Source organism: Terrimicrobium sacchariphilum, from assembly GCF_001613545.1.
Lineage (GTDB): Bacteria > Verrucomicrobiota > Verrucomicrobiia > Chthoniobacterales > Terrimicrobiaceae > Terrimicrobium > Terrimicrobium sacchariphilum.
Window position 1 is genome coordinate 35630 of sequence record NZ_BDCO01000002.1, and the last position, 22485, is coordinate 58114.

The 22485-nt window shown below is 61.8% G+C and carries 16 protein-coding genes; 12 read left to right on the forward strand and 4 right to left on the reverse strand.

Annotated elements, in window-relative coordinates; genetic code table 11:
- The first annotated feature begins 4 nt into the window (after window positions 1-4).
- Window positions 5-1099, forward strand: a complete 1095-nt coding sequence (locus TSACC_RS00935) for an MGDG synthase family glycosyltransferase (protein WP_075077532.1) — start codon at window positions 5-7, stop codon at window positions 1097-1099.
- A complete protein-coding gene (locus tag TSACC_RS00940) occupies window positions 1096-1902 on the forward strand; it encodes an ABC transporter permease (RefSeq protein WP_202815883.1) in 807 nt (268 codons plus the stop codon). Before TSACC_RS00935 ends, TSACC_RS00940 begins: the two co-directional genes overlap by 4 nt.
- On the opposite strand, the gene TSACC_RS00945 is transcribed toward TSACC_RS00940, so the two are convergent.
- A complete protein-coding gene (locus tag TSACC_RS00945; protein ID WP_075077533.1) occupies window positions 1899-3704 on the reverse strand; it encodes a cytochrome c biogenesis protein ResB in 1806 nt (601 codons plus the stop codon). The two genes, TSACC_RS00940 and TSACC_RS00945, sit on opposite strands and share 4 nt — an antisense overlap.
- Window positions 3705-3781: 77 nt before the next feature.
- On the opposite strand from TSACC_RS00945, the gene TSACC_RS00950 reads away from it, so the two are divergent.
- Window positions 3782-5143: a hypothetical protein gene (locus TSACC_RS00950; protein ID WP_075077534.1), complete on the forward strand. Its 1362-nt coding sequence runs from the start codon at window positions 3782-3784 to the stop codon at window positions 5141-5143.
- Between the two features lie 10 nt (window positions 5144-5153).
- On the opposite strand, the gene TSACC_RS00955 is transcribed toward TSACC_RS00950, so the two are convergent.
- Complete coding sequence (locus TSACC_RS00955) at window positions 5154-5846, reverse strand: N-acetylmuramoyl-L-alanine amidase family protein (RefSeq protein WP_084400094.1); 693 nt, start codon at window positions 5844-5846, stop codon at window positions 5154-5156.
- Between the two features lie 24 nt (window positions 5847-5870).
- On the opposite strand from TSACC_RS00955, the gene TSACC_RS00960 reads away from it, so the two are divergent.
- Genes TSACC_RS00960 through TSACC_RS01000 form a run of 9 tightly spaced genes read left to right on the forward strand, consistent with a single transcriptional unit; the run spans window position 5871 to window position 21929 of the window.
- Window positions 5871-6857: an AAA family ATPase gene (locus TSACC_RS00960; RefSeq protein ID WP_075077535.1), complete on the forward strand. Its 987-nt coding sequence runs from the start codon at window positions 5871-5873 to the stop codon at window positions 6855-6857.
- Window positions 6854-8533 (forward strand): hypothetical protein, encoded by a 1680-nt coding sequence (locus TSACC_RS00965; RefSeq protein ID WP_075077536.1) that lies wholly within the window; start codon window positions 6854-6856, stop codon window positions 8531-8533. Before TSACC_RS00960 ends, TSACC_RS00965 begins: the two co-directional genes overlap by 4 nt.
- Entirely contained in the window at window positions 8530-9345 is an 816-nt protein-coding gene (locus TSACC_RS00970) for an indole-3-glycerol phosphate synthase TrpC (protein WP_075077537.1), read from the forward strand. The genes TSACC_RS00965 and TSACC_RS00970 overlap by 4 nt, the downstream gene beginning before the upstream one ends.
- Window positions 9338-10288, forward strand: coding sequence for an ABC transporter ATP-binding protein (locus TSACC_RS00975; RefSeq protein WP_075077538.1), 951 nt, complete (start codon window positions 9338-9340; stop codon window positions 10286-10288). The genes TSACC_RS00970 and TSACC_RS00975 overlap by 8 nt, the downstream gene beginning before the upstream one ends.
- Entirely contained in the window at window positions 10285-11727 is a 1443-nt protein-coding gene (locus TSACC_RS00980; RefSeq protein WP_075077539.1) for an ABC transporter permease, read from the forward strand. The genes TSACC_RS00975 and TSACC_RS00980 overlap by 4 nt, the downstream gene beginning before the upstream one ends.
- Window positions 11720-12745: a Holliday junction branch migration DNA helicase RuvB gene (gene ruvB / locus TSACC_RS00985; protein ID WP_075077540.1), complete on the forward strand. Its 1026-nt coding sequence runs from the start codon at window positions 11720-11722 to the stop codon at window positions 12743-12745. Before TSACC_RS00980 ends, ruvB begins: the two co-directional genes overlap by 8 nt.
- Before the next feature lie 21 nt (window positions 12746-12766).
- On the forward strand, window positions 12767-14116 hold the full coding sequence (locus tag TSACC_RS00990; RefSeq protein WP_075077541.1) for a tetratricopeptide repeat protein: 1350 nt from the start codon (window positions 12767-12769) through the stop codon (window positions 14114-14116).
- Entirely contained in the window at window positions 14113-19761 is a 5649-nt protein-coding gene (locus TSACC_RS00995) for an alpha-2-macroglobulin family protein (RefSeq protein ID WP_075077542.1), read from the forward strand. The genes TSACC_RS00990 and TSACC_RS00995 overlap by 4 nt, the downstream gene beginning before the upstream one ends.
- Complete coding sequence (locus tag TSACC_RS01000) at window positions 19740-21929, forward strand: transglycosylase domain-containing protein (RefSeq protein WP_075077543.1); 2190 nt, start codon at window positions 19740-19742, stop codon at window positions 21927-21929. The genes TSACC_RS00995 and TSACC_RS01000 overlap by 22 nt, the downstream gene beginning before the upstream one ends.
- Here TSACC_RS01000 and TSACC_RS01005 read toward each other — a convergent pair.
- Together TSACC_RS01005 and TSACC_RS01010 are read right to left on the reverse strand one after the other, a co-directional pair.
- A complete protein-coding gene (locus tag TSACC_RS01005) occupies window positions 21914-22192 on the reverse strand; it encodes a Txe/YoeB family addiction module toxin (protein WP_075077544.1) in 279 nt (92 codons plus the stop codon). The genes TSACC_RS01000 and TSACC_RS01005 overlap by 16 nt on opposite strands.
- Window positions 22189-22446 carry a type II toxin-antitoxin system Phd/YefM family antitoxin gene (locus TSACC_RS01010; RefSeq protein ID WP_075077545.1) on the reverse strand — a complete coding sequence of 86 codons (258 nt, stop codon included), beginning with the start codon at window positions 22444-22446 and terminating at the stop codon, window positions 22189-22191. Before TSACC_RS01010 ends, TSACC_RS01005 begins: the two co-directional genes overlap by 4 nt.
- Window positions 22447-22485 lie beyond the last annotated feature (39 nt).

Below are 22485 nucleotides of genomic sequence, written 5' to 3' on the forward strand. Positions count from 1 at the left end.
CTCCATGTCCCGAGTCCTCATCCTCACCGCCAGCATGGGCGAAGGCCACAACACGGCCGCCCGCAACATTCGCGAAGCCATCATCGCCGAGACGAACGGCACCGCCGAGGTGCTCGTCGCAGATCCCTACACCCGCACCAACCCGGTCATCAACAAGCTGATGCAGACCGGATACGCGACCGCAATCAACAGCTACCCGCGCGCCTGGAAGGTCGTTTTCGAGCTTCTGAGCAAGCCCGGCGTGGTCGAGGGCATGGGTCCCATGCTCAACGAGCTGACCACCGCTGTGAAATCTCTGATCGAGGAGTTTCAGCCCGACGTCATCGCCTCCACCTACCCGATTTTCTCCTATCTCATCAGCAAGATCCGCAAGAAGAATCCGGACCTCAAGACGCCGCTCTTCACCATCATCACGGACTCCACGATGATCAACTCGGCATGGTATCGGCATCCCTGCGAGGGATCCATCGTGGCCGATGAGCAGACCGCCAGCGTACTCCAGCACGATGGAGTGCCCTCCGAGCGCATTCATGTCCTCGGCTTCCCGGTCAGCCTTGCCTTTGAATCTCTCGCGCCCTGCGAGCCGCCGGAGAATGGCCATTGGAAGGCGCTCTTTTTCCCAGGCGGCACCTCGGTGCACGCGATCTCCGTCCTGGAGGCTCTCGGCGAGCTGCCCAACCTCGATCTCACTGTGATCACAGGCCGCCGCCAGCAGGTCATGCGCAAGCTTCAGGCCGCCGGAGTCCCGCGCCGGGGCAAGCTCATCGGCTGGACGGACCAGATGCCTCACCTGATGGCCACGCACCATGTCTTCATCGGCAAGGCGGGCGGGGCCACCGTACAGGAGGCCATCACGGCGGAAATCCCCTTTCTCGTCAGCCATGTGGTGCCAGGGCAGGAGGAGGGCAACATTTCGCTCATCGAGCAATGCGGCATCGGTGCGCTCGCCGTGGGAACTCCCAGCCGCCTACGCGATGTCGTGTCGGGCATGCAGGCCAACGACGGAGCGGTCTGGAAAGCCTGGCGGTGCAACCTTGCGAAGATGAAAAAACCTTCCGCCTCGCGCTCCATCGCGAAGTTTCTCCTCGCCCACGTGTGACCAGCATCCTTCGGCGTTATGCGGACGTGTACGCCATCATGTTCCGCAATTCCCTGATCCGGGAAATGAGTTTCAAGGCCAACTTCATCCTCTGGATGCTGGTCGAAGTCCTCTGGTTCATAGGCCAGCTCGTTTTCATCGAGGTCATCTTCAGCTACGTCGAGAAGATCGGGGACTGGACGAAATGGGAGGTCGTTCTGCTCGTGGGAACCCACCAGCTCATCTCCCAGATTTTCCAGGCGTTCTTCTACGCCAATCTCTCCGCGTTGCCGGAACTGGTGCGGACAGGGCGGCTCGATTTTCTCCTGCTACAGCCCATCGACGGACAGTTCGCCGTATCGACCAAGCAGTTCGGCCTCGACAACATGATCAACGCCCTCATCGGCGTGGCCTTCATCGTCATGGCACTGGTCAAGCTCGCCGTCGTCCCGACGGCAGCCCAGATCGCTCTCTTTTGCGCCGCCGTACTTCTCGGCGTGATGATCCACTACAGTCTCTTCCTGCTCCTCGCGACGGCGAGCTTCTGGATCGTTCGCGCCGAAGGGCTCATTTACGGGTACTACAGCATCTTCAATATCGGCCGGTACCCCGATGTGATCTTCACCGGCGCGTTCAAGTTTGTCTTCAGCTGGATCATTCCCGTCATCGTCGTAACCAACGTCCCGGCCCGCCTGCTTTTGCGCACCGGGGATTCTGCGTGGGTTTTGCTGGGCCAACTGCTCATCGCCGCCGCCCTCGTCCTCACCGCCACGCGCGTGTACTGGAAGCTCTCGCTCCGCCGGTACTCCAGCGCCAGCTCCTAGGCTGCGGCCTTCTTCGGCTTCCAGTAGAACATGATCCCGATGCCTATACAGATGGCGAGGGAGCCGACCCATTTCAGCAGCCAGCCTGGATCGTAGAGCACCTGGAGTGTCGTCTCATCGAGATCCCGGGGATTCCACTGGGCCTGGGAGAACTTGTAGTTGATGCCGGTGAGATTTGCCCAGAGCGTCCCGGGATAGCTCGCAGGATAGTTCATGCGGGCGATGCCAGTCTTGGTCGCCCCGTTGGTCAGATCGCGGAACTCGATTGTCGCGCGGAAATCCGCCGGGGTATCCGTTCCCTCGTCGCGCGGCACCTCGAAATTGACCAGTTGAAGCATGAAGGGAAGCGATTGCGGGCGTAAACCGTAGCCAAATCGCACCGAGCTGGTGGTGGTCGTGAGAGTGGCCACCTCGCCCGACTCGATCCAGACATCCGGGCCGCGCGAACCATCGGCATTCACCAGGTGGGTGCGAATACCCGGTATGCCCTGTACCCCCTTGGGCAGCTCGGGACCGGGCTTCACCTCGGAGGTGATTCGCGCCTGGGGAAGGATTTCCTCCACCTGTACCTGCCAGTCCGCCCAGCGGAGAGGGATCGTCTCGCCCTTGGCGGCCTGACCGCTGGCATAGACCTGACCTCCTCGCGACAGCTGGTACTTCAACCCTCCATTCTCGATCGCAGCCTTGAAAAGCGGCTTGGTATCAGCCGTCTCCGCACCCTTGGCGATGCGAACGAGCAAAGCAGGATTATTTGGCTGGTCGCTCCGGCTGGTGGGCTGACCGTTCAACATGGCAAAATCCGGCCAGTAGCGCTCGACCGAGATCAATGCCCCGGCCTCGTGGAAGGTCTGGCCGACCACCTCCTCGCGGGCGTAGGTCGCTCCCGTTCCATCAGGAGCCAGGACCGTCACCGTCTTCCCATCCGGACTGAGCCGGACACCTATGCCCGTCGTCACCGCCCCGGTAATCACTGGAGCGAATTTCGCAAAAACCAGCTGTGTCTCGCGCGGAATCTCGGCCGCCTCGCCAGCAAGCGCCGGAACGAGGGAAACCCGGGCTAGGCCAAAGAAATCCCTCTCATCCGCCTGCCCCGCCTGCACCACAAGCGGCATTTCCAATGATTGACCCATCATCCGGCTGGCGAAATGCAGTTGCACGCCGAGGCCGCCGGTTCCTTCTGGCGCGGCAACGAGCTTCTCCTCCCGAACCATGTTGGGAGAAAAATCATCGGCCACCACCTTCATCCCCGTCTCCGGAACCTGGAATGTCTTGGAGCGATCGGGTGACAAGCGAGCCGTCTCTCCATCAAAGGGCATGAGATAAACACCATCCTGCGACGGACTCTCCATCCAGATGACGCTCTGGCTCGTCGTGACACGATTGACCGGAGGTGCGCCCTTCTTGAGGGTGACATTGCCCTCAAATCCCGTGTGCAACCCAATCATCGCACCAGCCAGCAGGGTGATGATACCGTAATGAGTCACGATGAAGCCGACGTGCTTTTGCTGCCACGGCCAGCGGGTAAGCGTAACCGCAAACAGGTTGATGCAAAGCAGGACGAGGCCGAAAAGAAACCACGGCGATTTGTAGATGTAGGCCTGGGCGATACGGGTGTTGAACCCCGACTCTGTAAATGTCGCCGCCGCGCAGGCGATGGCGATGGCTGCCAACAGAATGACGGCAAATTTCAGCGATCCAAGGATGTGAACAACGCGCCAGAAGGTCGAGCGCCGCTGGCGTTCAGCAATCATCTCCCGACGGAGGCGGGCGGCATCGGGTGCGGGAGGTACGTCGGCGGTCATGACCGGAAGGAAGCTATTGCGTCAGGCGATTATTTCAACCATTGGCGTCGGAGCACAATCGGGGTACGTTCCCGGCGATGCCGCAGTTTCCCCGTGCTCTCCGCTGGATCATCCCGTGCGTGGTGGTGGTCCTCTTCCTGGCCGCCCTCGCCATTGGCTCGCTATGGGTAAAGTCCTATCTGCGAAGCGACGCCTTTCGCCGCCTCATAGAGGAAAAGACTGGAGAGGCCGTAAAAGGCCAGGCCACCTACGAGCCATTGCGCTGGATCGGTGCGTCTGTCTTCTCCAACCAACTCTCCGTCACGGGTGAAACTGGCTCTCCCCTGGCCAGCCTCACTGCCGACCAGCTCCGGGCCACTGTCGCCTGGCGGGCCATCTTTGATGGAGCATGGCGCATCGAGAATCTTGAGTCGGCCCGCGTGCTCGCGACCTTCCGCCCGGGGTCCTTTGCCACAGAGTCTCCTTCGTCTCATGTTGCTTCGCCAGAGCCTGCCGTCGCCAAATGGCTGCCGCACCGCTTCGAGATTGGCTCGGTTTCCACCCCGCTCGGCTCGGTGCGATTTCTGGATGCCGCGGAAAAGGAACGATTTGCCCTCAACGAAAGCTCGCTGCATATGAAGCCCGACGGGGCGAGCTGGCTGCTTGAGGGCCAGGGTGGGACTTTTCTCGTTGCGGAGTTCCCCGAGCTCAAGGTTGAGAAATTCCGCTCCCGCATCCACAAGGATGTATTTTTTCTCACCGACTCGCAGTTCCGACTGGGAGACTCCGGCGTGATCACAGCTTCTGGAGAATTCTCAAAAGCCGCCAAGGTGCGAGTGGCGTGGGATCGCGTGAATATCGACCAGTTTCTCGCCTCGCACTGGCGGAAGAAGCTCTCAGCCACCATGGCAGGATCGGCTGATATCGTCGTGCCGGATGGGCAGAATGCGACTGCGACGGGCAAAGTCGTTCTTACCGACGGCCTCGTGCAAAAGGTGCCGTTACTCGACCAGATCGCAAAATTCACCGGCGCTCCGCAGTTTCGCCGCATGCCGGTGCAGGAAGTCACCTCGGACTTCTCCTGGCAGAACGGCATCCTCACCCTGACGAACTTTATGGGCGAGTCCAAGGGGCTGCTGCGCCTGGAGGGCACCTGCACGATCGCAGCAGATCACCAAATCGATGGCACTTTCCGCATCGGCGTCACCCCGCAGACCGTTCAATGGTTGCCGGGTTCGCGAGAAAAGGTCTTCACCGAAGCCGGAGGAGGCTATCTCTGGACGTCGCTCAAGATCGGCGGCACCGTGGAGAATCCCACTGAAGATCTCTCGGGGCGATTGCTGGCCGCCATGGGCGAGCAAGTGATCGAACAGGGTACAAAAGCCCTCGATAATCTTCCTGCTCCTGCCCGCGAGGGCGCTAAACAGGCTATCGATCTCCTTAAGCCCTTTTTCCAGTAGCCATTGCCCCTCAGAGCTGGCGACGGTAATCAAGAATGCCCTGGGCGATGGCCCGGGCCAGACGGTCGCGATAAGCTGCGCTACGCGCCAGCGCGGTATCCTGGGGGTTCGTCAGAAAGCCACATTCCACCAAGGCGGCAGTTTTCTTGTTGTTTCTCAGGACATAGTAACGAGCGCGCTTGATCCCGCGATTATCGCCATCGGTGGTCGCTGCCACACGGCGATGAATGTAGCTGGCAAGACGGGCGCCCGATTGGCTGAAGTAAAATGTCTCTACGCCACGGGCTCCAACGCGAGTAGCCGAGTTGAAGTGGATGCTGACAAAGATGGCATTGGACTGGCGGTTGGAAGCAGCCACCCGGAAAGAAAGCGGGATGAACGTGTCGTCGCTACGAGTCATGACCACCCGCAGCCCGGCATCCTGGAGATACGTACGGACCCGCTTGGCCACATCCAGCGCCACACCTTTCTCGGGCATGATATTCTGGGGAATGCCCCCCTGATCGCTGCCACCATGGCCAGCATCGATTACAACGGTGCTAAACGGCGCTGCGACGACCCCGGCAGCGGAAAAAACGAACCAGACAACAAAGGCTAAAAACGCGCGCAGAGACATGGGAGCGATGGGGCACCTGTAAACCAGCTCACCCCTTCGCACAAGACCAGCGGGCATCTCTTCCTGATTTGCTTGGAAATTTTTCATCAACCCTCCAGATTTTCCCTGTTCATGGCTGAGATCTCTCCCGAAGCTGCCGCAAGGCTGCAACAGCTGCGCCGAACGCTGAATGACGTTCTCTTCGGCCAGGAGCAGCTTGTCGATTCCGTAATCATCGGCCTGCTTTCGCGCGGGCACCTGCTGCTGGAGGGCTTGCCGGGACTGGGCAAGACCGAGCTGGTCAAGGGCCTCGCCAAAACGCTCCAGATGGAAGCTCGCCGCATCCAGTTTACGCCCGACCTGCTGCCCGGCGACATCACAGGCAACCCCGTCCTGCAAGAAGTCAACGGCCGCCGGGAATTTGTCTTCCAGCCCGGACCACTCTTCGCGCCACTCGTCCTCGCCGATGAGATCAACCGCGCCTCACCCAAGACGCAATCCGCTCTGCTGGAAGCCATGCAGGAACGCCGCGTCACCGTGATGGGCGAGACGCATCAACTTCCCGAGCCCTTCTTTGTCCTCGCCACGCAAAACCCGATCGAGCTGGAGGGCACCTATCCGCTGCCCGAGGCGCAGCTCGACCGCTTCCTGTTCAAGCTGGAGGTCACGCGCAACTCCGTCGAGGTGCTCCAGCGTATTGTCCAGCACCGGGAGATCGGCATCGAGCCGACCGTGGAAGCAGTAATGAACCGTGATGAGCTGCTTGAACTCAGCGCTCTGGCTCGCGCCGTTCATCTTCCCGACGTGGTGGCAAATTACATCGCCCGGCTCGTGGATGCGACACACGAGATCACCGGCGTGAAATACGGGGCCAGTCCCCGGGCCGCGCTGGCCCTCGCTGCTGCGGCAAAATCCGCCGCTCTTCTCCACGGAAGGCCTAATGCCAGCTTTGAGGATGTCGAGGCGCTGGCTCGACCGGTCCTCCAGCATCGCCTGGTACTGGATTACACGGCCCGGCTGTCCGGCCGCACCTCGGCAGAGGTGGTACGTGAGATCCTCCACACGGTACCAAAGCAGATCAAGCCCGCCCCCGACGTATTGAAAGCCGCCAAGCTATGATGCGCCGACTCGCCGGCCTGCTCCTTGCGCTGTCGACGCTGGCCAGCGCGACAGCCCAGGAGCGCTTCACCGGCATCGAATTCGAGAAAGGCAGCGGGATCGCGATGAAGGTCACAAGCCATTACGACGATATCCCGCCCGCAGGTATGCTGCCCGTCCGCGTGGAGATCACCAACCACAGTGCGGCGAGCCGGAGATGGGATGTGCTCGTGATGCAATCGACACCTGTCCAGGGAGCCTCAAGCCGACTCCTCGCCTCAGTGGAGGTGCCCGCCCGTAGCGAGCGCTCCTTTGAGCTTCTCGCTCCTTTGCTCACCCAGGGCGAGTCCTACCGGTATTCGACCGTCTCCGTTTCCATCTCCGGCTACGGCGTGCGAAACCCGATCGCCTCGATCAATGCAAACTCCAGTGGCCGGCCCTCCGCCTACACCGGTGTCAGCAAAACCCTGTATGCCGACATCTGGGAGCACGTCCGCGACCGGCTCCAAAAGAAGAGTCTGAATCTCAATGGCTCCTCCCTCGACCTGCTCTGGCTGCCGGACGACTGGCGCGGCCTGACAGGTTTTGACAAAATCGTGCTTTCAACAGACGACTGGCTCGCCCTCGCTGCCGAACAGCGCTCGGCCCTGTCGAACTGGCTCATTCAGGGGGGCGAACTCTATCTGGTCGGAGATCCCGCCACGTCAGGGCTGCCTGCCCTGGGTCGCAATGGCGTGGGCCAGGTAATCTACTGGCCAGCGTCGGGAGATTTGGTCGCCCTCCTGTCCGACGTCATCGAGAAGGGCTTCACCTTGCCATCCCCGCTGGCGGATTACTCGTGGTCCTGGAAACTGGTTGAGCTCGTTGGGCGTCCTTTGCCGCCCTATATCGCTCTCATCGTCTTTATCATCCTCTTTGCGGTCATCGTCGGCCCGGTGAATTTCCTGGTCTTCGCCCCAGCGGGCAACCGGCATCGGCTTTTCTGGACCACACCGCTGATTTCTCTCGGCGCCAGCATCCTGCTAATGCTTCTCATCATCCTCTCAGAAGGACTCGGCGGCCATGGCAAGTATGTGATGGCCACGATGAGCCTGCCCTCGCGCAACCAGACCGTAACTTGGCAGGAACAGGTCTCTCGCACGGGCGTGCTGGTGAGTCAGGCTTTCCCTGCCATCCCGGGAACCACCCTTTCCTCGCTGCCGCTCAGTGAGACCTCCCTCAGAGGGAGAGGGCAGCGTGGCAAGACCTTCAGCCTTTCCGGCACGACCTGGAGCGGGGATTGGTTCCAAAGCCGCCGGACGCAGGCGCAATTGATCAAGGCCATCATGCCCTCGCGCGAACGAGTGGAAATCCGCGGCGACGAACAGGCCCCGCAGGCGCTCTCCACCTTCAGCCAGCCGCTCAATAACTTCTTCTATTTTGACCCGAGGGGCGGCATCTGGTTTGCCGCCCAGATCCAGCCGGGAAAACCGGCCAATCTGGCTTTATCGTCCATGCAGAAATTTGCGGCCTGGAAGAAAATCAATTCCATGGAAGCCGCCGGCGGTGTGATCAAGGAAGCCATCAAAGCCTTCGACGCCGACCCTCCAGGAGACAAATTTTTCGCCACCGCGGACTCCGCCCCGCTGCCAACGCTCGACTCGTTGAAGTGGACACAGGCTGGAGGTGTGGTATTTGGCGAAGTTCTGCGACCATGACATTTCTCGACCAGATCCTCAAAGATGCGGCGGACGAACTCTCCGCGACCAAATCCCGACGCCCGGCCACCGAGATCCGCGGCATGATCGCCGACGCCCCCCCGGTGCGTCCGCTGCCGGAATCTCTCGAGGCCAGTTTCTGCCTTATTGCCGAGATCAAGCAGCGCTCGCCCAGCGTGGGACCGATGCGCGAGCAAAACGTCGCCGAGGCACTCGACGCATACGAGGAATCTCCCATCGTACGCGGCATCTCGATCCTCACAAACAACCTGCACTTCGGTGGCTCCATCGAGTATCTCGCCTCATGCAGGGCCACGGCCACCAAGCCTCTGCTGCGCAAGGATTTCATCATGGAGGAGTACCAGGTGCGCGAGGCCCGTGCCTTCGGCGCCGACGCGATTCTCCTCATGGCCAATGTGCTCGATGCCGCACGGCTGGCGGGTTTTTACGACCTCGCACGCGAACTCGGAATGCAGGCGCTCTTTGAGGTGCATACCGAGGAGGAGATTGCCATGCTGCCCGCCGATGTGCGCCTCGCGGGCATCAACAGCCGCAAGTTTAAGTCCGACTCAGGATTCGTCGGGGCCAAGGGAGCGTCGGACAAGGATTTCAGCCTCGACTACGGAGCGTTTGAACTCGCCGCGAAACTCCCCGCCGGAGCGCTGAAGGTGGCTGAAAGCGGCCTGTCGGCTACAAATGTCGGATCGGTACGCGGAAAATTCCACGCCGGCCTCGTAGGGACATCACTCCTGCGCGATCCGCGCGGCATCCGCCCCTGCCTCGGGGAATTCGAGGACGCTCTGCATGCCTGATCCCATCATCGAGGTCGAGCGCCTGGAGCGCGACTTTGGCGACGTCAAGGCCGTGAAGGATGTGACGTTCACGATCGAGCGCGGCACCGTCGCCGGATTCATCGGCGCGAATGGAGCAGGCAAGACGACCACGATGCGCATGATGGTCACGCTGGAAACGCCAACGGCGGGAACGATCCGTATCGGCGGCGACGACGTGATCGACAAGCCCGCTGAGATTCGTCGCCGGGTGGGCTGGATGCCCGATCACTTCGGCACATACGACAACGTGACCGTTTACGAATATCTGGATTTCTTTGGCCGTGCCTTTGGCTATCCCCGCGCGGAGCGCCTGCGTCGCCTCGAGGAAGTGATGGATTTCACCGATCTCACTCCACTGGCCGACCGGGCGATGAACTCGCTCTCCAAGGGAATGAACCAGCGGCTCTGCCTGGGGCGCACGCTCATCCACGACCCCGAGGTGCTCGTGCTCGACGAACCTGCTGCCGGACTCGATCCCAAGGCGCGCATCGAGTTCAAAAACCTCATCCGCCTGCTCGCCGGGAAGGGCAAGACGATCTTCATCAGCTCCCACATCCTCTCGGAGCTCGGAGAGATGTGCGATCAGCTCGTCTTCATCGACAATGGTCGCATCGTCCACCACGGCTCTACGGAAAGCCTGACCCGCCAGACCGGCAGCGAAACCCTCCTCGAAGTGCGGATCGCCGGGGACCCGGAGCCCCTTTACCAATGGATCGCCGCCGCCACGGAGATCACACTCGCCGACCGACACAAGGATGGCGCAAGAATCCGCACCACGGAACTTTCCGACGAGGCTGCCGCCGCACTGCTGCGTCGAATGGTTCTCGACGGCGTGGCGGTAAAGGGATTCACCCGTCTCGAGCGTCGCCTGGAGGATGCCTTTGTCGACATGTTGCGCATGACCCCGCCTCCTCTCCCATGATCAGTTCCGCCACACGCTCGGATTTCGCAGACTGGGCCAGCCCGGTGCTCGTGAAGGAATTGCGGCAGGGGCTGCGCTCCCGGCTCTTCATGTCGGCCTTTTTCATCACGCAACTCCTCATGATCGTCAGCGTGATGATCAATCTCGCAGTTGCGAGCGCCTTTGACGCCCGCTCGGAAGAGACCCGGGGATTCACCGACGGCTTGTTCTGGTTCCTCATCAGCCTGCCACTCGTCCTCGGGATGCCCATGCGCGGGTTTACGGCGATCCACTCCGAGATCAAGGATCGCACCCTCGAACTGGTGCTGCTCAGCCATTTATCCTCCTGGCGCATTGCCTTGGGGAAATGGACCGCTCTGGTCATCCAGACCCTCCTGCTCGTATGCTCGGTCCTGCCGTATGTCCTGCTCCGCTACTATCTCGGCGGGGTCAACATCCTCGCCGATCTGCAAAGTCTCGGGCTGCTCTTTGTCTTCAGCTGCGTGCTCACGGCCGTGACGGTGGCCTTGTCCCCGTACGAGTCAAAGATCCTGCGGTCTCTCTTCATCGTCGTGCTGTTCGCGGGATTCTGGTTCCTCTTGGGGACCATCATGCTATGGCTGACTATGGCGACTTTTTATGGTGGCGTCCCGGGATCGGGCCGGTTGGAACCATGGAAGATCTACGTAATGATCGCGATCTTCGGGCCGGCCTTCATCATCCTCTGCCTGGAGATGGCTGCCTCACGCATCGCCCCGGCGGCGGAGAATCACTCCCTGCGCAAACGCGCTCTCGGTATCTTTCTCATCGCGGCTGCGGCCCTGCTGGACTTCACGGGGATCAGCAACCAGGTCGCCATCTTCGTGGCAGCCACGCTCCTCGTACCTCTCATCATTGACGCACTCGCAGAGTCCGACGCCTTCTCGATTCCGGTGGGCAAACGCCTGCTCGCCCACGGCTGGCGTGGACGGCTTGCCACTTGGATCCTTGCTCCGGGGTGGGTTTCGGCCACCGCTTTCAGCCTCGTCGTCATTGCTTCCCTGGCCATTGTGACAGGTCTGCAGGGACTCCTCGGTACGATGCAGGGCAAGATCATGATCGTGAGCTACGCTGGAGCGCTTCTGCTGCCAGCAGGTTTGATCCGCCTCCTCCAGCCAAACACACGGAGTTTTCTCGGTTTCTATATCACGCTTCAGTTCTTCTTCATCATGCTGACCCTGCTGGTGAACATCATCACGCATTCGACGCCAGAGGCATTCAGTTCATGGCTGGCTCCGATTCCCATGTCGGCTCTGCTCCTGAATCTTTTCAACGACGTTCCGGCCCCGGCCCAGCTCAACTTCCTGCTGCTCACCTCGGTCACCACCTGCGCCAGCGTCGCCTTTCTCGCCCTGCGTTCCCTCACGCCGTGGCGTGACTTCTCGGCAAACCTGCGCCAACATTCCGCGCACAATGGCTGATTTCGCTATCCCGTCCGGCGACACCCCGGATTCCGCTTTTGACATCTCGCTCCGTCCGCCGCTCTTTGACGAGTTCACTGGACAGGAAAAAGCCGTCGAGCGCATCCAGCTCCTGGTTGAAGCAGCGAAGCAGCGCGGCGAGGCGCTCCAGCACATCCTCCTCAGTGGCCCTCCTGGCCTCGGGAAGACGACGCTTGCCTATATCATCGGCAACGCCATGGAAACCGAGGTGAAAACGACCAGCGGCCCCATGATCGAAAAGGCCGGCGATCTGGCCGGACTCCTGACCAACATGGAGCGCGGCGGCGTACTTTTCATCGACGAAATCCACCGCCTCCAGCCGACCATCGAGGAGTACCTCTACCCGGCGATGGAGGACTTCAAGCTCGACATCGTGATCGATCAGGGGCCGAGTGCCCGCAGCGTACGGCTGAATCTCGCCCGGTTTACCCTCGTCGGCGCGACCACCCGCTCCGGGATGATCAGCGCCCCGCTCCGATCGCGCTTTGGCATGACGTGCCGCCTCGACTACTACGACGCCGAACATTTGCAAAAGATCGTCCTTCGCAGCGCTGGACTCCTCAACGCTGCGATCGAACCCGATGGCGCGCTCGAGATCGCCCGCCGGTCGCGGGGGACTCCTCGCATCGCCAACAACCTCCTGAGATGGGTACGAGATTACGCACAAGTCCGTAGTTCCGGTCTCATTACCGGTCCGGTCGCGCAGCAGGCACTCGCCATGCTGGAGATCGACGAGGATGGCTTCGACGAGATGGACAAGCGCATCATCGAGGCGCTGATCAGTCTTTTCAACGGGGGGCCGGTGGGCGTAAATTCCCTCGCCGTGGCCATCGGTGAAGAACCCGGCACGATCGAGGAGGTGCACGAGCCGTATCTCATCATGAACGGCTATATCAAGCGCACCCCGCAGGGCCGTGTCGCCCTCACCCGCTCCTATCGCAAGCTCGGCATGGAACCGCCGCGCAACGCGCCGCAGAGCGACCTCTTCGGCCAATAGCCAACACCCACTCCCAAGCGTATGCGTTACGCGCTCCTTCTCCTCCTCGCCGCCGCCCTCACCCGGGCCGACGGCGCGAATCTTCGTGATCAACTGCAACTGGCGAAAAGGGAGGCCGACCGCCCCGCGCAGATAGAGATCATTCGTCGCATCCTCGCCAATGAGCCCGATGAAGGAGACCTCCGTGGCCAACTGCTCGATCTCTGGCTGACAGAGGGCGACTATGACATGGCAGCCCGTACGCTCGACGACTGGCCGACGGCCCCGGAGAATATCTCCGTCTCCGCAAGGGCAACCATCTTCCTGGCTCGAGGTCACGAAGACGACGCCATACGCCTGCTGGAAAGCTATCATGCGAAGGCTCCCGCCGACCTTGCCATCACCCGCCAGCTGACAGGCTATCTGGCAGGAAACCCCGCCCGCCAGTTGGCTCTGCTGGAAGCCGCCCCCAGTGTGACAGAGAATCCCGACCTGCTCATCTCCCGCGCTTTTGCCCGCCTCCACCTCCATGACTACTCGGGCGCACTGGCGGACTTTGCCATCGCAGAGCGTATCGCGCCGCAAAGCGACGAAGTGAAAGCCAACCGAGCAGACTTCGAACGGGTGCGCGTGGCATCGGATGGCATCCGGCTGGCCTCCGAACAACTCGCGCAAAACCCGCAGGATTTCTCCGCCCGCACCCGCCGCGCCTATTGGTATCTCTCCTTGGGATATCGGGCCACCCCCCTGGGAAAAGCAACAGCCGACGCGGAAGCGGCTCTCGCTCTCGTGCCCGGCAGCTCGGCCGCGCGGCTCATGCTCGCCACTGCACTCGTCCGTTCGGGCAAGCTGACACAGGATGCCGCCCTCAAGGAATACGGCGTTGATTACTCAAAATCCTTCGTTATTCCCGAGACGCTTAATCAGCTCATTGCCGAGGATTTGAAGCTCCAGAAGAACCCTCGTGACGGAAAGGCTCTATCCGACCGCGCCGGGATCCTCAGCCATCTCCCAGCTCAGTTCCAACTCGCCCTCAACGACACAAATACCGCTCTCGATCTCGATCCCAACAACGCTTTCGCCGCCGAAGAGCGCATTTACATCCTGGTGAAGACCGGCAAACAGGACGAAGCCGTCTCCGCCTTGCGCAAGCTCGCTGCGACCAGACCACCACCGGGCATCCTCTCCGCGGCCTCACTCACGATCGCCGGTAGCTACCTGCAATCCAACCGCTATCGCGAAGCACTCGACTACGCCAACGCAGCTATGGCAGCCAAGCCGACAGCGGAGGCCTACAAATTCCGCGCTTCCGTATGGGTCCGGATGAACCGCGCGGAGGAGGCCCAAGCCGACATCGCGAAAGCCACAGCCCTCGAAAAGAACCGGCGATGAAACGTCTCTCTCTGCTCCTCATTGCAGCCCTCTCCACCGCCGTCGCCCTGGAGCCGCCCCCCGTGCGAAAAAGTGAGGCGGAACGAAAGGCCGCCGCTCCCGCCGTAAAGAACGAGCCTGTCTTCACCACCGAGGAGGATACCCGGCCCTTCGCCAACGCCCCCGCCGCCGGAGGCCTCTCGGTCAGCGGCAACGATACCCTGCTCCAGCCTTACAATAGTATTGACGTCTCCTTTCCCGCGCCGATGGTTTCCTCGGACAAGGTGGACGCCGAGGATCAACCCTCGCCCGTCGTGGCATGGCCGAAACTCGACGCGACATGGACCTGGCGATCGCCCACCGAAGGCTCGCTCATGATCAAAGGTCCGCTGGTTCCCGGGCAAACCTACCGGTTCCGCCTCGTCTCCGGCCTTACCGATCTTGCCGGCAACCCCGCACCGGTCGACACATGGGGATTTGAGGCGAAGACCGATCCGCTCCGCATCGTGGACTCTGGTTACGGCGGCAATGGCGGTCTGGGCAGCCAGCCCCAGGTGCGGCTGGAGTTTAAGTTTCCCATCCGTCTCGCCACGGCAGCGGAATCTGTATGGTTCCAGGATCGCGTAACGCGCGTGCGGTTCCCGGCGGAAGTCCTCCTCAACCGGGCCCAGGGCGTGCTCGACACCAAGGTCGTCGATGTCGCACCGGATGCCGACACGAAGGTGTACGACTTCCGCGTGCGTCCGCTTGCCCCGCTGCCGATGAATCGCCGGTTCGATCTCGTGATCGACGGCATCCAGGATGCCTACGCGGGACGGACGTTGCCTTTCCCGCGGGTGATTTCCCTGGGAACCACCGAGCCTCTTTCCATCCTCACCGTGGCGGCGGCAAACCGCCCGATGGAGAAACCTCGCATCGAGATCAAATTCGACGAATGGCTCGGAGATGACCCGCTACCGCCCAAGGCGGTGAAAATCACGCCCGAGGTGCCGCATTTGCAGCTGCGCAAGGACGGCCAGTTCATCTACGCCGAGGGCGACTTTGACCGGTCCGTCCACTACACCGTGGAGATCGATCCGGACATCCGGGGCTACAGCGGGTATGGGCTGGCCAAAGCGGAGCGCTGGGGCGCGACGTTCCGGCCCTTCCCCGGCACGGTGATCTTCCCCGACCGCGAGGTGCGCCAGCGCTCGGTGCTGGGGCTGTCCTTTACCTTTTATCAGTTCAACACTTCCGAGCTGACATGGAGGATCGCGCCGATCCCCCTCGACAAGCTCGCTCAGGTGCAGGCAGCGGAGAAGGAATTCACCCAACCTCTGACCGATGAGGCGGGCAACCAGCAATGGACCGAGGAGGGAAACTTCCGCTACGTCCCATCGCAGCCGCTCATCGAAACGCTCCAGCTCTCGCCGCTTGGGTCCGGGACATTCCCAGCCAGCGCCGATCAGAAGGAGGTGCTCCGCGAAATCGCCTGGAAGCCAGACAACTCCGCGACGCTCGACGGCCCCATGCTCCTCGAGGTCACGGGCAAGGACGCCAAGGGGCGCGTTATCGGGAATCGCGCCATCATTTACTTCGGAGAGGCCGTCATCACCCGGAAGGTTTCTGCCAAGCAGACCGACGTGCGCGTCGCCCGGATGACCGATGCCCAGCCTGTGGCGGGTGCCACGGTTTCAGCACTCGATTCCAGCCTACGCGAGATATCCACCGCCACCACCAACTCGCAAGGCATCGCCTCATGGCCCACTCCGGATGTCGCCGGAGCCCAATACTATCTCGCCCGGGCCAATGGTATCTCCACCCTCCAGCCCACACGTCTCTCTGATCAGATCGGCTCCGGTTCCCTGTCAGCCGTCCAACCTCCGCCGCTGCGGGCGTTCACCTTTACCGACCGCCCGCTTTATCGTCCCGGCCAATCGGTTCAGTTCAAGGGCATCATCCGGCAGGAAAAAGATGGCAGCCTCACCATTCCCGCCAAGGCCACTGTCACGTGGCGGATCGAGAAACAATACGGCTCCGAGGAAGCCGTCGCAGAGGGTTCTGCCAAACTCGACGCCGAGGGGAGCTGGAATGGCCAATGGACTCCCGCCGAAGGGAGCTCGGTCGGCGATTTTGTCGTCCGTACGTTGCTCGATGGAACCCCGGTCGGCGACTCCGCACAGTTCAAGGTCGAGGAGTTCCGCAATCCGCCCTTCAACGTCATCTGCGAGAAGGCCGAGGTGGAAAATCCCGCCGAGTCCGTCATCACGGTCAGTTCACAGTATTTCCACGGCGCTCCCAATGCCGGGAGCCGGGTGAAATGGACCGCAACATGGCTAAGTGACTCTACAGAGGGATATTATAACGGCTACGGATCGGACAGCATGACCCGGGTGGACATTTATTCAGAAGATGTTCACATCCCGACCTATATGGCGGAAATCTCCGGGGAAACAGCCCTCGATGGGAATGGGCATGCCACCCTGCGCTGCAATGCGCCTTTCCCCGATCCCGGCAATCGCGCCTATTGCAATGTCTCATGGAAGGTCGAAGTGACCGGACCCGACGGCCAGACGATTCCGGGCGGTACGAGCCAGGTCGTACCCATGGACAAGGTGCTCCTCGGGGTCAAGAACCGCGACCGGAACGACGGCACCATCGCCTTCTCGTGGGATGCCGATACGCCTTTCGGCTCGAAACCGGATGCCGTGAGCATTGAGTTGTTCCAGGTCGTCACCAAGTCGGTGAAGGAACGCCTCGCTCCAAACGTCTACCGATACCGGAACTTCGACCAGTACATCTCCGTCGAGAAGAAGGGCCATGTCACGGAGCACGACCTTTCCTTCCAGCCTAAGGAACCCGGCCGCTACGTGCTCGTGGTCTCTCCGATCAAGGGCAACGCGGCGTTCCCGGTGAGCGAGGACGCGTATCTCGAGGGACCCGCCCCGGCCCAGGTGCCGGTGCAGTCGGACAATACCGCCACGGTATTTTCCAGCGTTCCATCCGACAATGTGTCGGTCGATGATCAGCGTCCGGAAGGCAGACCCTGGAAGGCCGGCGAAACAGCCTCCGTGCGCATCCTCTCCTCCACCGGCGGCATCGCCTGGGTAACATTGGAGACAGATCGCATCCTCGAGACCTTCACCGTGCCGGTACCAGCGAACTCCACGCGCATCGACATTCCGATCAAGGCTGAGTACGAGCCCAATGTCACCGTCTCGGTGTATCTCCTGCGCCCGGGCGGAACCAACGAGCTCGCGGGGGAAATCTACGGATCGACGACGCTCTTCGTTCGCCAGCCCGGACGCGTGCTTTCCGTCGACGTAAAGACGACAAAGCCCGAATACAAGCCGCGCGAGCCGATCTACGGACGAGTCGCTGTGACCGCCGAGGACAAGCCGGTGGCCAATGCCGATCTCGCCATTTATGCCGTGGATGATTCGATCCTTGAGCTTGGCGAATGGCGGTTGCCCGTTCTCCTTCCCGCCTTCTTCCCTGGTCGTCCGCTCGGCGTCGTCACCTACTCATCCCTCCGCGCCTACGTCGACAAAATCAACCCACGCTGGCTGACGATGAAGGGCTTCACCGCCGGCGATGGCGGCGACGACGCTTTTGCCAACACCACATTTGCCCGCAAGGAGTTCAAGCCGATCATCCTCTGGCAGCCAAATGTAAAGACGAACGCTGACGGCATCGCATCGTTCCAGTGCGAAGCGCCGGATAATCTCACGCGCTTCCGCGTCATCGCGGTGGCACAGACGCGGGAAAGTCAATTCGGTGCGGGGAATTCCACGCTCACCGTGACCAAAAATCTGCTGCTCGACACGGCGCTGCCGCGCTTCGTTCGCGAGGGCGATGAGATCGAGCTGCGCGCCGTGGCCCGGCAGAAACTCTGGGATTCCGCCAGGCTCAAGGTGCGCTGCACGGTGGGCGCCGGGCTGGAGCTCACCGGTCCCGCTGAACAGGAGATTTCCGCCGACCGCGACGCGCCTGCGGTGGTAAGGTTCCGTGCCAAAGCATCCGCCGTCGGAGGCTCGACCGTGAAATTCGACGTGGTGGCGCTCAATGACACTACGGTAACGGATTCCGTGGAGGTGCCGATTCCCATCGCCGAGCCGGTGATCCTGCGCAAGGACGCCGTGGCCGGAACGGCGGGAAACACCACATTCAAAGTGGCCGAGGTTGCTCCCGGCGCGTGGGAGAACGCGAAGGGTGACTTTACCTTTTCCGTATCGACTACCCCATGGCTGCCGAAGCTCCAGGGCATTCCCTACCTGATCGAGTATCCGCATGGGTGCTTCGAGCAGAAGTCGTCGCGTCTGCTCGCCTACACCTATCTCGGCGGCCTGCTGAAATACATTCCCGACGCCGGCGTGCGGAAGGAAAACTACCAGGACGTGATCACACGCACGTTGGAGGAGTTTGAGCAAGGGCTGCTCTCCGATGGACGTCTGCCGTACTGGCCGGGCGGCACAAAAGCGAATGACTTCGTGACCATTCAAGCCGCATGGTGCGTCAGCCAGGCCGAGACGGCGGGATTTGAGGTGCCGGAGCGGCTGGCGAGCGAACTGCCCACCGCCCTGACCAACATGGTCCTCGGGCAGAATGGCCTCTCTGCAATGCCGACATTGCGCGCCTTCGCCTTCTTCACTCTCGCCTCATTCGGCAACGAGCCGGATGCCACGCTTAAGTCGGCTGCGAATGAACTCTATCTCCAGCGCGACAAGATGGGCACCGACGGAAAGGCCATGCTCGCGCTCAGCCTCTCCCTGCTCAAGATCGAGCCGGAGAAGCAGAAAACCATTGTCTCCGAGCTGCCGCGAGAACCCGAGGGTATTGCCTTTAACCCGGAAACGTTCTCCTCCCAGACTCGGACGCAGGCCCTCTGCGACTGGGCGCGCCTCGTCATCACACCAGGACCGCAGAACCAGGAAATCGTGGACCGCCTCGGCAAACTGCTGGAGAAAGCGCAAAGCCTCTCGACCCAGGAAAATCTCTGGCTGCTGGTGACGTTCAATACGCTGCTCGACAAATCCTCCTTCGCCAAGCTGCGCTCCAATCGCCTCAAACCCGCCGCCGCGACCGTTTCGGAAAACTCGACCGCCGCTGCGTGGTCTCCGCAGACGCTGGTAAATCTCGCGACCTTCGTGGTCGATGGCCTGCCGAAATCGACGGCTCCCGGCAGCTTCGTGCTAAGTGCGGCGTACCGTACCGCTCAGCGTGAAACTCCCGCCGAGATTCATGGCCTGAAAATCGAGCGCATCGTGAAAAACCTTACTGCTTCCGACCGCGACGGCAGTGCCGCGCATCCCTACAAGCTCGGCGACCAGGTGCTGATTTCCTACCGCTTCTCGGCGGAGGACAGGCAAAGCTTCGTCGCGCTGGAGGACATGATTCCCGCCGGGTTGGAAATCGTGAATCCCAACCTCGCGCTCTTTGGCCGATACTATGACATCCCGGCGGAAGGCGATGTCTCAACTGCCTCCCTCTCGCACAGCGAAATCCGCGACCAGCAGACGAATCTTTACTTTGACCGCGTGGACAAGGGTCGCAGCAGCTACTCCGTGCTGGCCCGTGCCACTGCCGCAGGCAACTTCATCTGGCCCGCCACCCAGATCGTACCGATGTACGACAGCCGGTTCTTTGGGCGATCGGCCTCGAGCCAATGCGCCGTCGTCTCCGAGTAATCCTCACCGCCGGTGCGCTGGCTGTCGCGGGATTCGCCGCTTGGGAGATGGCAATACATTACGCCCCGCTCCCGCGCACGATTGACGACCCGCCCGTTGCCACACCGGTGCTGGAGGATCGGCACGGCACGCCCTTCGCCGTCATTCCCTCCGCGACGATGCGCGCGGCGACTCCGGTTTCTCTCCGCGAGATGGGACGCTGGCTGCCCTGGGCGACGGTGGCCATCGAGGACCATCGCTTCTGGGAGCACCATGGCGTCGACTTCTACGCGACTACCGGCGCCGCGCTGCGCAATCTGCGCAATGGCACGATCATCTCCGGCGCGTCGACCATCACCCAGCAGGTGGTGAAACTCGCCAGCCGCCGCGAGGGCCGCGCCCCCCGCGCGAAAGTGCGCGAGGCTTTCGGCGCGATGAAGCTCGAGCAGCACTGGACCAAGCAGCAGATCCTTGAGTCGTACCTGAACCGTATTGACTACGGAAACCGGCGCTTCGGGGCCGAGGCGGCGGCGCAGGCGTATTTTGGCAAACAGACCGCCGACCTCTCACTGGCCGAGGCGATCTTCCTCGCCGGGCTGCCCCAATCTCCCACCCGCTTGAATCCCTGGCAGCGACCCAATGCCGCCATGGCCCGGTACCGGCTCAATGTCACGCGGCTCGAACGCCAGGGACTTCTCCCGGAGGGAGCAAGCGCTCAAGAATTGCTCGCCCATCCGCCCAACGTCTCGCGCAACGATCCCCCCTCACTCGCGCCCTACTTCGCCCGCATGGTGCCAACCAGCGGGCAGCCGCGTATCCGTACCTCCCTCGATCTCGATGTCCAGGCGGCGGCGGAACGCATGCTAAAGGATCACCTCGATCAAGTCGGAGGCGCCGGGGTGGGGGATGCGGCCATCGTCGTGATCGACAATGCGACGGGAGAAATCCGCGCCCTCGCCTGCGCGGGCAAGGCGGGACAAAGCGCAATCAACTCCGCTCTCGAGTCGCGCAGCTGCGGATCGACGCTGAAACCGTTCCTCTACTTGCAGGCCATCGACTCACGCGCCTTCACCGCCGCATCGCTCCTGCCAGATACGCCAGATGCCATCTCCGAACACTACGAGGATTACGATCCGCAGAACTACTCGACGAATTACCTCGGCCCGGTCCGCCTGCGCGACGCCTTGGGAAATTCTCTTAACGTCCCGGCCGTCGTCACCCTGAGCCGCCTCGGAGCTCGCGAAACGTTCCAACGGCTGAACCGCTGGGGACTGTGGTTCCCGCAAGGATTCGACGCCTACGGAGCGGGGTTCATTCTTGGGAATGTGCCGGTGCGGCTGGTCGATCTCGCCGCCGCCTATGCAGGAATTTCCCGGGGCGGGCAAGCGTGGCCGGCACGGGTGGTCCCCTCCGCGCCCGTCGAATCCCGCGAGGCCGCCTCGCCCGAGGCCTGCGCCATCATCGCCGATGTCCTTTCCGACAACTCGGCCCGGCTATGGAGCTTTGGCAATGCGTCGCCGTTGGATGTCGGCCCGCGCACGGCGGTGAAGACAGGAACGAGTTCCGGCTTCCGCGACGGATGGTGCGTGGGCTTCAACCGCGAGCACACCGTCGCCGTCTGGGCGGGCAATCTCGATGGCCGCCCGATGGGTGAACTTCTTGCCGTTCATTCCGCCGCTCCGCTTTGGGCTGCGATGATGAAGCATCTCTACGCTTCCGGTGACCACCCGCTGCCCGAACCGCAGCCTTCCGAAAAATTGCATTCCCTTGCCGTTGCTCGAGAAACCGGACTCCTCCCTCGCCCGGGTGAGCAAACCGTCAAAGAGTGGTTCCTCAACGGCACAGAGCCCAGGGAAAACGCAGCGTCCTGGTACGACGGCAGCGGCGCCCTGATGCTGCCGAAGGAATATGCCGCCTGGTGCGCCAGCCCGCAGAATCGCCTCGGGGCCAAGCTCCGCCCTGGAAAGCTGGCGATTTTGTATCCCCGCGAGGGCGCGGTCTTCGCGCTCAATCCGCATCTGCCTGCGGGCCAGCAGGTGCTTCCGCTCAAAAGCTCGTGGCCGAACTGCGAGTGGTTCCTCAACGGCAAGAAGCTCGCGGCCCCCGAGGTGCCGCTAACGCGCGGCGAATGGACGCTTACCGCCCGCGAAGCCGGGGAGGAAGCCGTTGCCCGCTATTCGGTCGAGTGATCGGGCTTTCGGTAGTGCTGACGGAGCTGGAGGAGAACCACCTCGCCGCCCATCTCACAATAAACCAGCCGATGCTCTGCGCTGATACGTCGCACCCAGCAACCTGCAAGCTTTTCGCGAAGCGGGAGAGGGCGACCAATGCCCTGAGTCGGATGCTTCTGAATGTCGGCAATCAGGTCGTTAATCCGGCGCAGGATCTTGTGATCTGTCTGCTGCCAGTACTCATAGTCCTCCCAGGCGAGGGCGGAAAAACGGGCCTTCATGCTCCGGCTTCGAGGATGCGCTCCTGCGCCTTGCCTTTGATGGTCGAGGCGAAGGCCTTGGTCAGGCGCTTGGCGTTGGCCGGGCTGCGGAGGAGGGTGGCGGTCTCGAGGAGGGACTCGTAGTCATCCATGGAAATCATCACGACGGCCTGGTCACGATTGCGCGTGATGACGACCGGCTCACGGTCGGTACAGACGGAATCCATCGTCGACGCGAGATTCTCGCGTGCAGCGGTGTAGGTAAGGACCTTCATCTGGACACGATGTTGTCCAGATGAAGGCGCGTCAATCTT